General features: G+C 34.6%; 10 protein-coding genes and 1 tRNA gene. 9 read left to right on the top strand and 2 right to left on the bottom strand.

Features of this window, described 5'->3' with window-relative positions; all coding sequences use genetic code 11:
* Window positions 1-58: 58 nt before the first annotated feature.
* Window positions 59-1,201 (bottom strand): acyl-CoA dehydrogenase, encoded by a 1,143-nt coding sequence (locus H0V01_07110; protein MBA2583138.1) that lies wholly within the window; start codon window positions 1,199-1,201, stop codon window positions 59-61.
* A gap of 101 nt (window positions 1,202-1,302) precedes the next feature.
* Between H0V01_07110 and H0V01_07105 the strand changes: the two genes are divergently transcribed.
* From H0V01_07105 to H0V01_07065, 9 genes are all read left to right on the top strand, one after another.
* Complete coding sequence (locus tag H0V01_07105) at window positions 1,303-2,373, top strand: anhydro-N-acetylmuramic acid kinase (GenBank protein ID MBA2583137.1); 1,071 nt, start codon at window positions 1,303-1,305, stop codon at window positions 2,371-2,373.
* A 65-nt stretch (window positions 2,374-2,438) separates the two neighbouring features.
* On the top strand, window positions 2,439-3,665 hold the full coding sequence (locus H0V01_07100; GenBank protein MBA2583136.1) for an amino acid dehydrogenase: 1,227 nt from the start codon (window positions 2,439-2,441) through the stop codon (window positions 3,663-3,665).
* A complete protein-coding gene (locus H0V01_07095) occupies window positions 3,662-4,777 on the top strand; it encodes a mechanosensitive ion channel family protein (protein MBA2583135.1) in 1,116 nt (371 codons plus the stop codon). The genes H0V01_07100 and H0V01_07095 overlap by 4 nt, the downstream gene beginning before the upstream one ends.
* Window positions 4,778-4,781: 4 nt before the next feature.
* Window positions 4,782-6,146, top strand: coding sequence for a sodium:proton antiporter NhaD (gene nhaD / locus H0V01_07090; protein ID MBA2583134.1), 1,365 nt, complete (start codon window positions 4,782-4,784; stop codon window positions 6,144-6,146).
* A gap of 144 nt (window positions 6,147-6,290) precedes the next feature.
* A complete protein-coding gene (locus tag H0V01_07085; GenBank protein ID MBA2583133.1) occupies window positions 6,291-6,986 on the top strand; it encodes a MotA/TolQ/ExbB proton channel family protein in 696 nt (231 codons plus the stop codon).
* 127 nt (window positions 6,987-7,113) lie between these two features.
* Window positions 7,114-7,506, top strand: coding sequence for a biopolymer transporter ExbD (locus H0V01_07080; protein MBA2583132.1), 393 nt, complete (start codon window positions 7,114-7,116; stop codon window positions 7,504-7,506).
* 4 nt (window positions 7,507-7,510) lie between these two features.
* Window positions 7,511-8,293 carry an energy transducer TonB gene (locus H0V01_07075; protein ID MBA2583131.1) on the top strand — a complete coding sequence of 261 codons (783 nt, stop codon included), beginning with the start codon at window positions 7,511-7,513 and terminating at the stop codon, window positions 8,291-8,293.
* A complete protein-coding gene (locus tag H0V01_07070; GenBank protein MBA2583130.1) occupies window positions 8,294-9,586 on the top strand; it encodes a bifunctional folylpolyglutamate synthase/dihydrofolate synthase in 1,293 nt (430 codons plus the stop codon).
* 98 nt (window positions 9,587-9,684) lie between these two features.
* A tRNA-Val gene (locus tag H0V01_07065) sits at window positions 9,685-9,759 on the top strand.
* 119 nt (window positions 9,760-9,878) lie between these two features.
* Here the strand turns inward: H0V01_07065 and H0V01_07060 are convergent.
* Window positions 9,879-12,158, bottom strand: coding sequence for a T9SS type A sorting domain-containing protein (locus tag H0V01_07060; GenBank protein ID MBA2583129.1), 2,280 nt, complete (start codon window positions 12,156-12,158; stop codon window positions 9,879-9,881).
* Window positions 12,159-12,386 lie beyond the last annotated feature (228 nt).

The raw sequence follows: 12,386 nt of genomic DNA, 5'->3' as shown, positions 1-12,386 counted from the left end.
TTTAAAACCAATGAAAGCAACTGATTTTATTTCTATGGAATTACTAAAAAACCTAAAATCAGTCATTCAGAATTGATCTTGAAATAACAATTTTTTGTACTTCAGTGGTTCCTTCATATATCTGCGTGATTTTCGCATCTCGCATTAGTCTTTCAACGTGATATTCTTTCACAAAACCGTATCCACCATGTATTTGAACAGCCTCTGTGGTTACCCACATTGCCACTTTTGAGGCAAAAACCTTGGCAATTGCACTTTGTGTTCCATAATCCTCACCACGATCCTTAAGAACAGCCGCTTTCAAACAAATTAATCTTGCGGCCTCAATTTCTGTGGCCATATCAGCAAGTTTAAACTGAATAATCTGGTGCTGACAAATTTCCTTACCAAAGGCTTTTCTTTCTTTGGAATATGCAAGAGCTAATTCGTAGGCTCCCGAAGCAATACCCAATGCTTGGGAAGCTATTCCAATTCTACCTCCGGCCAAAGTTTTCATGGCAAATTTAAAACCAAATCCATCCTCCCCTATCCTATTTTCCTTGGGCACTTTAACATCAGTAAACATTAATGAATGGGTATCTGATCCCCTGATTCCCAATTTGTTTTCCTTTGGTCCAATTTGAAAACCCGGCATTCCTTTTTCAACAATAACTACATTAATCCCTCTGTGACCTTTTTCTATATCAGATTGTGCAATTACAAGGTAAACAGAAGCAGTGCTGCCATTTGTAATCCAATTTTTTGTACCATTTAACAGATAATGGTCGCCCATATCAATAGCGGTAGTTCTTTGAGAGGTTGCATCAGAACCGGCTTCAGGTTCTGATAAACAAAATGCACCAATAATTTCACCCTTTGCAAGGGGAACAAGGTATTTTTGTTTTTGTGCCTCTGAACCGAATTTTTCTATTCCCCAACATACAAGCGAATTGTTTACAGACATAACAACCGAAGCAGAAGCATCAACCTTGGATATTTCCTCCATTGCTAAAACATAAGAAATAGTATCCATTCCTCCCCCACCGTATTTAGGATCAACCATCATTCCTAAAAATCCAAGTTCACCTAACTGTTTAATTTCCTCATGAGGAAACTTTTGAGCCTCATCGCGGTCGATTACCCCTGGTTTTAAAACATCCTGGGCAAAATCCCTTGCCGCCTTCTGAATCATCAAGTGCTCTTCTGTTAGTTGAAAGTCCATTTTATTCTGATTTTATCAATGTAAATTAATGTTTTCTAATCAGGCAAAAGTAATTTTTTAAATTAAATTTTACTACTCTTGTAGCTTCAGAAATTAAAATTATGGTGAAATACACAGCAATAGGCTTAATGTCAGGCACATCCCTGGATGGCCTTGACATTTCATTGTGTAATTATATTAAGAATAATGAAAAATGGGAGTTTGAATTCCTAGGGGGGAAGACCATACCTTATACTAACCAATGGAAAAAAAAACTTTCAGAGGTGGAAAATTCATCAGCATTGGATTTTTCAATAATTAATTCTCAGTATGGCCATTACCTTGGAAAATGCGCTAATGAATTTATTACGCAAAACAAAACCAGAGTTGATTTTATTTCATCTCATGGGCATACCATATTTCATCAGCCTGATAAAAATCTTACAGTACAAATTGGGTCAGGGGCAGCAATTGCAGCGGAATGCATTCTGCCGGTAGTTTGTGATTTTAGAACAATAGATGTTGCTTTAAATGGCCAGGGTGCACCTCTTGTTCCTGCGGGTGAAGCACATCTTTTCAACAAATATCCTTATTGCCTTAATATAGGCGGCTTTGCAAATATTACTTTAAGTAAAAACAATGAAAAATTAGCTTTTGATATTTGCCCTGCAAATATTGTATTAAATTATTTGGTAAAATTATTAAATCCAGAATTGGAATATGATGACAAGGGAACAAATGCAGCAAATGGCGTAATTGACAAGGAATTGTTATACGCATTAAATGCAATCGATTTTTACAAATCAACTTCTTATAAATCATTGGGAAAAGAATGGGTTTTAAAACATATTCATCCCCTGATTCTCAAGGAAAAATATTCACCTGTTGAATTACTGAGAACATTTACAGAACATATTGCCATTCAAATAGCATCGGTATTAAATGAGCAGGAACCCGGAGAAGTGCTTATTACAGGAGGAGGAGCTTTTAATAATTTTTTAATAGCAAGGTTAAAAGATTTAACAAGGCAGAAACTAATTATACCATCAGAAGAAACAATTTTATTCAAAGAGGCTATTATTTTTGGATTTCTTGGAGTTTTAAGAATGGAAAAGCAAGTTAACTGTTTAAAATCAGTAACTGGAGCCGACTTTGATAATATTGGAGGTGCTGTTTATTGGCCTAAACCATAATTTCATCTAATGAACAAGCATAGGAATGATTTGTTTTTATAAATTTGTGCCAATTTAAAGTTGAAATGAAAGAATTACTTGAAAAGTTTGAGAACAAAAGGCCTGAGCTAGTGTTTGAATGGAAAGATTCAGAAACTGAGGCAGAGGGATGGATAGTAATAAATTCCTTACGGGGTGGAGCAGCAGGTGGTGGCACTAGGATGCGTAAAGGGCTAGACAAAAGAGAAGTTGAATCGCTGGCCAAAACCATGGAAATAAAATTTAGTGTTTCAGGACCCGCAATAGGAGGCGCAAAATCAGGAATAAATTTCGATCCCCTTGATCCAAGGAAAACCGATGTTTTAAAAAGATGGTATAAGGCCGTATATCCTATTCTGAAAAATTATTATGGAACAGGTGGAGATATGAATGTAGATGAAATCCATGAGGTCATTCCAATAACAGAAGGCTATGGATTATGGCATCCCCAAGAAGGCATTGTAAATGGGCATTTTAATCCCAACCCTAGTGAAAAAATAAGAAAGCTGGGACAACTTCGTATGGGCGTTTCTAAAATAATAGAAAATTCTAAATATACTCCAAGCCTTTATGAAAAATTAATGATAGCAGATATGGTTACGGGGTATGGTGTAACCGAGGCTGTAAAACATTACTACAACTTATACAATGGAAGCTTGCAAGGCAAAAGAGCAATTATACAGGGATGGGGTAATGTAGCAGCAGCTTCCGCTTTTTATCTTGCCCTTTACGGTGTAAAAATTGTGGGAATTATAGACCGCACTGGTGGAGTAATAAATTCAGAAGGATATGATCTTGAACAAGTAACAGCATTGTTTTTAAATAAATCAGGCAATACCCTGCAGTCTCCTGAAATAATTAGTTTCGAAGAAACCAACAATCAAATATGGGATTTAAAAGCTGATATTTTTATTCCAGGAGCTGGGTCTAGACTCATAACAAAAGAACAGATTGACAGGATGATTAATTCGGGAGTGGAAGTAATTTCCTGTGGGGCTAATGTTCCTTTTGCCGATTCAGAGATATTTATGGGGCCAATTGCGGAATATGCAGATTCAAGGCTAAGCGTAATTCCTGATTTTATTGCAAATTGTGGAATGGCAAGGGTTTTCGCATTTCTTATGACAACAAAAGAAGATATTACGGATGAAGCGATTTTCAATGATGTCTCTGACACCATTAAAACTGCCATGGAAAAAGCCAGGAACGAAAATTCTTCAAAATTAAATATATCAGCAACTGCACTTAAAATCGCCTTGAATCAACTTTTATGACAAATTCATTCAAGGCCTACCTTGATAAAGTTTATTTCAGCAATACAATAGAGGACTATCTTTGGTTTTTACTTTTGATGGCCCTTGCTATTATTTTCAATAAAATAATTTCAAAATACCTGAGCAGTTTACTTTTTAAACTTTTTGACAGATACTCAGAGGGGGTTGACAAAAAAAAGTTATTCAATTTGCTGTACAAGCCATTAAGCTTATTGATTTTGTTAATTATTTTCTATTTTGCAACGGTTCACATACAGTATCCGGCAGAAATGGATAATAAAGTATTTGAACGTTTAAATCTTAGAAATTTTTTCCGTACAACACATCAACTGTTATTATTGGTATCCTTGATATGGATAGTTTTTCGACTTATTGATTTTACCGAAATAATTCTTCTTCATAAAGCAGCTAAAACAGAAACAAAACAAGATGACCAAATTATTTCTTTTGTAACTGAATTTACAAAAATCATAGCAGGAATTTTTGGTGTATTTATTATTCTAGGAGCAGTATTCAATTTAGACATAGGCACTTTAGTTGCAGGATTGGGAATTGGTGGACTAGCCCTGGCGTTAGCAGCAAAAGAAAGCCTGGAAAATCTTTTGGCATCATTTACCATATTTGTTGATCAACCATTTGTTGTAGGGGACCTGGTACAGGTTGGAAGTACAATTGGAATTGTGGAAAAGGTAGGATTTCGAAGTACAAGACTACGTACTTTAGAAAAAAGCTTCTTAACCATTCCAAATAAAAAAATGGTGGATAATGAATTAGATAATTTATCTTTACGCACTTTCAGAAGGGCGAGATTCAGTATTGGCTTAATTTATAGCACTTCCGAGGAACAAATTACTGCTATTGTAAGAGATATACAGCTATTTATTGATGAACATCCGAATACAAATCAGGATGGCATTGTGAAATTTACAGAATTTGGTAGCAGTTCTCTTGATGTCTTGGTTCAATATTTTGTTGATACTATGGATTGGAATGTGTTTTTACAAGTAAAACAGGAAATAAATTTTAACATTATGGGAATTGTAAAAAAACACGGAAGTAATTTTGCTTACCCAACAACAACTGTATATTTGCACCCCTCAAACTCAATTTAATATTATGTACGGCTTAATCATTACTATTTTCATTATTGGTTATATTACAATAGCATTTGAACATCCATTGCATATAAATAAAGCAGCCTCAGCAATTATTACTGGAGTACTTTGTTGGACCGTTTACATTTTATTCCCTTTAGAATTCATTAGTTCGGCTAATTTCCCTGCTTCTTTTACAGAAGCAATAAAAGAATCAAAAATGGTCCTTACTGAGAGTGAACTTATAACACACTTTGTTGGTCATCAATTGTTGCATTTTTTAAGCGAGGTAGCAGGTATTTTGTTTTTCTTATTGGGCGCAATGACAATAGTTGAAGTTGTTGATGCACATAAAGGTTTTTCTGTAATTACGGATAGAATAACTACCACAAACAAGGTAAAACTTCTTTGGATTATCAGTACAGTTACTTTTTTCTTTTCCGCAGCCCTTGATAATCTCACCACAGCAATTGTAATGGTCTCGCTTCTTAGAAAACTTATTAGTCATAAGGAAGACCGCATGTTTTTCTGTGGGATTGTAATTATAGCGGCTAATGCTGGAGGAGCCTGGTCTCCGATTGGCGATATAACAACCACAATGCTTTGGATAGGAGGGCAAATCACGGCCATAAATATTGTAAAAATGCTAATTCTCCCTAGTATTGTCTGTATTGTGGTTCCAGCAGTATTTTTATCCTTTACATTAAAAGGAGACGTAACTCGTCCGGAAAACGCAATTATTCCAGGAGGACACCACGCAAAGGTTTCAGATTCAGAGAAAAAAATTGTATTTATCCTGGGGGTTGCAGGCCTTCTATTTGTACCTATATTTAAAACCTTTACCCATTTACCTCCATTTATGGGAATGTTATTGAGTTTAGGAGTTCTGTGGATAGTAACTGAACTCATGCATAAAGGGAAATCAGATGAAGAAAAAGAGGCAGCAACTGTTAGCGGAATTATTAGAAAAGTTGATACACCAAGTGTCTTATTCTTTTTAGGTATATTGGTGGCAATAGGAGCCTTACAGTCTACTGGAATTTTGGGAACCCTAGCAAGTACAATGGATGAACTAATAGGAAATCAAAATGTAATTTTAATTACTATTGGCCTTTTGTCCTCAATTGTAGATAACGTTCCACTAGTTGCAGCAGGAATGGGTATGTATAACTTTCCAACTGATGACCCCTTCTGGGAATTCCTTGCTTATTGTGCAGGAACCGGAGGCAGCGCCTTAATTATAGGATCTGCTGCTGGTGTGGCGGTTATGGGCATGGAGAAAATCGATTTTATCTGGTACATGAAAAAAATGTCTTTACTTGCACTCCTGGGGTATTTTGCAGGTGCATTTACATTTTTATTGATGCAAATGTTTATCAATAGTTAATTTTTATTGTTCTTCTTTCAAAGCAAGAGCCAAAGAAAACAAACAATAAAACTAACAATTCCCTGTTTATAAACTTACCAACTTCACATCTATTTAACTTTGGATAAGTGGTAATTTTACCCTGAATATTTTAAAACAACAAACATGATATTATTGCAGCAACTCAATGTTACTTCTGGTGCTCTTGTTGAGGCCGCAACGGTTGTACCTACCCAGGAAACAATTTCAATTCTTGAATTATTTCTTGGTGGAGGATTATATATAATGATTCCTCTTGTAATTCTTTCTGTAATTGCAGTTTATATTTTTATTGAAAGGTATTTGGCCATTCAAAAAGCATCTAAATCGGATAGTAACTTTATGAATAACATCAAAGATTTTATTCACGATGGAAAAATTGATGCTGCCAAAGCCTTATGTCGTGCCACAGATGCACCCACTGCAAGAATGGTTGAAAAAGGAGTATCGAGAATTGGCAAACCGCTGAATGATATTAGTGCGGCTATTGAAAATGTTGGAAAGCTAGAAATTTATAAATTGGAAAAAAGCCTTGCAACTCTAGCTACGGTAGCAGGAGCGGCTCCAATGATAGGTTTTCTTGGAACTGTAATTGGTATGATATTTACATTTCATGAAATGAAAATCAGTGGAAATGGAGTAGAAATAAGTCAGCTTTCCGGTGGTATTATGCAAGCAATGGTTACAACCGTAGCAGGATTAGTGGTAGGAATTGTTGCTTATATCTGCTATAACCTACTTGTTGCAAAAGTTGAAAAGGTAGTTTATAAGTTGGAAGTAACCTCCATTGAATTTATGGATTTGTTGCAGGAACCAGCTTAATATTTAAAACCCAAGGTTGGTAAATTTGATTTTTCTGAAATTAATTAATTTACAAAAAAGCAAGTCTTTACCTAAAAATTCCAAAGCAAAACAGTAATATACAAACGGTTAAAAACCACTACAAAAAATGGGACTTAAATCAAGAAATAAAGTAAGTGTTGCATTCAGCATGGCATCCATGACTGACATTGTATTTTTACTGCTTATTTTTTTCATTATTGTTTCAACACTTGTAAGCCCTTATGCACTAAATGTTACCTTACCAACAAGTGCCAATAAATCCACTGAGAAAGCATCCGTTTCTGTAACCGTTACACCCGATCTTATCCATTACCTAAATGGAAAGCAAGTAGATACCGAAGGTATTGAATCCATAATTGTTTCTCAACTAGCAGGAACTGAAAAACCACAAATTGTTTTACATGTTGATGAAACCGTACCCACGGGTATTACCGTAAACATACTTGATATTGCAAACCGAAATAAATTCGGCATTGTATTGGCAACCAAACCAAAATAAAGTTATGGAACTACTTGAGGATAAAAATCGCAATTTAGGGTTAATTGGTACAGTTATTTTTCACGCACTATTGCTTTTGTTTTTTATTTATTATGGATTAACTACGCCTGTTCCTATTCCAAAACAAACAATAGTAATTAATTTCGGGACAAGTGATCAAGGACAAGGAAATGTTCAACCTGAAGAGGCAAATGCAGCCCCAATGGCGCAAAACAAGGTTCAGGAAGTAGTAAAACAAATTGACCCTACTCCTGTTAAGACAAATACTGAAGCAGTAACCCAGGATAATACAGATGCTGTAAGTTTAAACAATAAGAAAACCGAAACAAAAAAGGTAGAACCTGAGCCAATAAAAGAACCTGAAAAAACAGTGAATAAAAGCGCACTATACACAGGAAAATCCAATACAAGCAAAAGTTCATCCAGTGAGGGAGAAACAGGTAAAGCAGGAGATCAGGGTGATCCGGGAGGGGACAAAAGTTCATTGAATCACACCGGAAGTTATTCAGGGGGTGGAGATCGTTATGATTTAGGTATAAGAAAAGCACTAGTAAAAACAAAGCCGCGCTATGATTGCCAAGAAAGTGGAAAAGTAGCAGTTACTATCAAGGTTGATAAAAAAGGAAACGTAGTAAGTGCTCAAGCAGGAGGAAGAGGAACAACAAATTCAGCAGAATGCTTAATTAAAACCGCAGAGGAAGCAGCATTTAAAACAAAATGGCAAGCTGACGAAAATGCCCCAGAACTTCAAACAGGGGTTATAGTTTATAATTTTGTTTTGAATTAAATGAACTATACTGAAACTCTGGATTACCTTTTTAGTCGGCTTCCAATGTTTCAAAGAACAGGTCCAGCAGCTTATAAGGGAAGCCTGGATAATACCATTGCCCTTTGTGATTTTCTTGGGAATCCCCAAAACGAATTTAAAACAATCCATATTGCAGGTACAAACGGTAAAGGGTCCTGCTCCCATCTTATTGCCTCTATATTACAAGAGTCTGGATTAAAAACCGGATTATATACTTCTCCCCATATGAAGGATTTCAGGGAGAGAATAAAAATCAATGGTAAAGAAATTTCTCAAGATTATGTTATTGAGTTTGTTGAACAAAATAAAATAAAATTTGAAGAAATACATCCTTCATTTTTTGAAATGACAGTTGCACTTGCTTTTAACTATTTTGCAGACAATAATGTAGACATTGCCGTAATAGAAACCGGCCTGGGAGGAAGGCTTGATTCTACCAACATAATCACTCCCCTCCTTTCTGTTATTACCAATATCAGCAATGATCATAGTGCATTATTAGGGGACACTTTAGAGAAAATTGCAGCAGAAAAAGCAGGGATAATAAAACATGGAATTCCTATTATAATAGGCGAAACCCAGAATGAGATTAAACATGTGTTTAATGAAAAGGCAAATCTGTTGTCGGCTCCTATTTTGTATGCAGAAGATGAAGGCAAGATACATAGTATTGAAAAAATTGCCGGGATTGAACCTGTAATGAAATTAAATATATCGTTTGGACCAAAGTTTTACAAAAATATTAGCTGTCCTCTTACTGGAAATTACCAAACTAAAAATCTTGTTACTGCTATAACAGCAATAAACCATTTAAGCGATAATCATTTTCAAATAAAAGATGAAGCAATTCACAAAGGCATTCAAAAGGTAATTGAAAATACAGGCCTAATGGGAAGATGGCAAATACTTTCCACCAATCCTCTTAGTATTTGTGATGCTGCTCACAATGAAGCTGGATTAGCTATTGTAATTGAGCAAATAAAACAAATACCCTATAAAAACCTTCACATTATTTTAGGAGTGGTTGCTGATAAAGACATTGAGAATATATTAAAGCTGTTTCCTACTAAAGCAAGTTATTATTTTTGCAAAGCAGATATTCCACGTGCTATGGAAGCACAAGATTTACAGGAAAAAGCGCTCAAATATGGTTTAACTGGCACTGTATTTATTTCCGTTAAGCAAGCATTTAAAATAGCCACTGAAAAAGCAGAAAAAGATGATCTCATATTTATAGGAGGAAGTACTTTTGTAGTGGCCGAAGTAGTTTAAGCCTCCTAAAGAATGAATTAAAAAAAAGTCAAACAATTTTTTCTTTTTTTATGAAGTTCTTGTTTTTTACTATATATTTGCAGCCCGAACAAAAAAAAGGGAGCTTAGCTCAGTTGGTTCAGAGCATCTGGTTTACACCCAGAGGGTCGGGGGTTCGAATCCCTCAGCTCCCACAAGGTCACCGAAAGGTGGCCTTTTTTTATTTACACTCCTCCCATTGTTTAGGCTTTATTTAAGCGGAAAAGTTGGTGAGATTTTCTTCCCCCCAACTTTTCCGTTTGATCCGTTATTTTTACATTAAAATAAGTTTTTTAACAGATTTATAGTATCCGTTCTCAATGGTTAGAAAATAAATACCACGATCAAAATCAGAAACATTAATCTCCATATTTAAATTCCCTCCAGTGGTACTATTTTTCATGAGGATAGTTCTACCAACAATATCTTTAATTGATATTTTTGTGTTGTTTTCAATTTTACCCGTAATAATTATTTTATCTGAGGCAGGGTTGGGAAATACAAGCCATTCATCTGATGAATTTTCTGCTAATCCAACGCTTACAAAATCAATTTTTTTACAAATCTTATCCAAGCAGCCCAATTTGTTTTCAATAGTAAGACAAACATCATAAATATCTTTAATGATAAAATTTTTAACAGGGAATTGTCTTGTTGAAGATGAACCTTTGTCAAATTCCCATAACCAAGATGTAGCTCCTATGGATTGATCAAAGAAACTTACAGTTAATCCATCTATTGTATAGCTATAATCTGCAATTGCTTCTGATTCCTGAAAAACATAAATAGAATCTGAAGAATAGCAACCATATTCATTAAAGACATCAACATAAAATAAACCCTTTGAGTTTATTGTAATTGTTTGTGTGGTATCGTAAGTATTCCATATAAAATAAGCACCCTGATTACCAGCATCTACAATAAGTTCTGCAGCACATTCAATTATAGTATCAGTTCCAAGATTAACTATTGGCTTATTCCTGATGGTTAAATTTTTCTGGTTGATTGCAGAGGAAATTGGATTGGTGGACCTCACTCTAACTCTATAACCTCTACCAGGGTTTATTTGATCAGGAATTTTTCCTATTATTTTTCCTGAAACATTTGATTGAATTTCACCAAGATAAAATGGACTTGTAAAATCTCCCTGTTCATTTGAAAGTTCTGCAATAAAAATATTTCCCGGATCATAAAATGTAACAACCTCATAAATTACTTTTATACTGTCTCCTGAACAAAATCTATCGCCTACCACCTTTACTGCAAATAATTCAGAAGGATCAGGCTTTACCAATTTTAATTTAGCCAGAAAGGAAGGGTTACTTTCATTAAACCCTTTAGTTAAAACAATTGGACCAAAAAATGTTGTGTCTGAAGCAAAACTTCCAGAAAGATAAATGTTTTGATCATTATCTAAGCCTAAAGATCGGGTGGTAATGTATTGTCCACTGTCAAGTGGAAATGATTCATAATTACCATCAGGAGAAAATTTCCAAAAATAATGTAAAGCTCCAATATCATTTGCAATAAAACCTGTAATGTAGATTGTGTTATTATCCCTTGATATAAGAACATCTGTTGCATCTCCAAAAACATTCGATATTTGTTCAATCCATTGGCTATCTCCATTATTGCCTATTTTATGTACAATAAATCCACTGTATCTTCTCCATTGAGTAATATAACTGTTTCCAAAATCATCTGTATTCAGGTTAAGATATGGCTGATAATAATTACTTCCTAAATCTTTACCCCATTTCCCATTTCCTTTTGCATCAAGTTGGGCTAAAAAATGGTATCCAAAAGAACTTTCAAAAGGTCCACTAATTTGTATTTCATCCTTTGATACTGCAGTACTATAATAGGCCAGCAAATAAATATTGTTGTCACTATCTGTACTTATTTCTCTTCCAAAGGATTCTCCATTAATTTGTGTAAGCATTTGAAGATTGCCATTGTTGTCATATTTTGCAATAAAAGCATTTCTAGGGTCGGTATTTGTTAAGGCATTTGTTTCAAAAACTGCTGCTGTTCTATAAAGTCCGGTAATATAAATATCTGCTGTTTTTGAAACATGAATAAAATATGAGTTATCATCCTGAGAACCTCCTCCTTGTTTTGCAAACAAGGGATTTCCGGATGAATCATATTTAGCTAAAAAAACATCCAATCCACCTTTGCTTATTAGCGTATCCTTTCCAATTGGAAGTGTATCTTCAAAAGATCCTGTAGTATAAATAGTACCATTAAAATCAACAGTTACACCATTAACAACTCCTTCCATTGCTCTTACCCATATAAAATCTCCTTTTGAATTGTGTTTTATTAAAATCGTTAAAGGATTGTTTCTTGAAAAAAATGTATGGCCTCTAATCGTAATGGATTGATTTTCTCGAACAGACAAAACATTAAAGATATTTCCGGCACTATCCACATGGATTTCACCGGCTGTTTCTTTATTTGCCCATTCCCATTCATAGTTTTCAGGGTCATTTTGAGCAAAAACAAACAAAACGGAATTGACCAAGAAAAAGAACAATAAAAAGGTTTTCATATTATTGATTTACTCAAAAAAAAAGACGTATTAAAACTTGGCCAATTATTTATTTCACCCTAAACTCGTCTTTTCCAATCAACATGTGGAGTTATTGATCGATTTTTTCAGAAAAACTGGGATTAAATACAAGGAAATTGGGGAAAGAATTAATCAATTTAATTTATTCTGGTCCTTCGTAAAGGATAAAAAAAAATGAACTAAGGGCAAATCTGATGATTATAGACA

The sequence above is a fragment of the Bacteroidota bacterium genome, assembly GCA_013696965.1.
Classification (GTDB): Bacteria; Bacteroidota; Bacteroidia; order JACCXN01; family JACCXN01; genus JACCXN01.
This window is presented reverse-complemented; position numbering and strand designations above follow the sequence as displayed.

Coding starts and splice junctions, on each gene's coding strand:
- H0V01_07095 (MBA2583135.1), top strand. CDS start 3,662: ATGACAAATTCATTCAAGGCCTACCTTGATAAAGTTTATTTCAGCAAT.
- H0V01_07060 (MBA2583129.1), bottom strand. CDS start 12,158: ATGAAAACCTTTTTATTGTTCTTTTTCTTGGTCAATTCCGTTTTGTTT.
- H0V01_07085 (MBA2583133.1), top strand. CDS start 6,291: ATGATATTATTGCAGCAACTCAATGTTACTTCTGGTGCTCTTGTTGAG.
- H0V01_07075 (MBA2583131.1), top strand. CDS start 7,511: ATGGAACTACTTGAGGATAAAAATCGCAATTTAGGGTTAATTGGTACA.
- nhaD (MBA2583134.1), top strand. CDS start 4,782: ATGTACGGCTTAATCATTACTATTTTCATTATTGGTTATATTACAATA.
- H0V01_07100 (MBA2583136.1), top strand. CDS start 2,439: ATGAAAGAATTACTTGAAAAGTTTGAGAACAAAAGGCCTGAGCTAGTG.
- H0V01_07110 (MBA2583138.1), bottom strand. CDS start 1,201: ATGGACTTTCAACTAACAGAAGAGCACTTGATGATTCAGAAGGCGGCA.
- H0V01_07070 (MBA2583130.1), top strand. CDS start 8,294: ATGAACTATACTGAAACTCTGGATTACCTTTTTAGTCGGCTTCCAATG.
- H0V01_07105 (MBA2583137.1), top strand. CDS start 1,303: ATGGTGAAATACACAGCAATAGGCTTAATGTCAGGCACATCCCTGGAT.
- H0V01_07080 (MBA2583132.1), top strand. CDS start 7,114: ATGGGACTTAAATCAAGAAATAAAGTAAGTGTTGCATTCAGCATGGCA.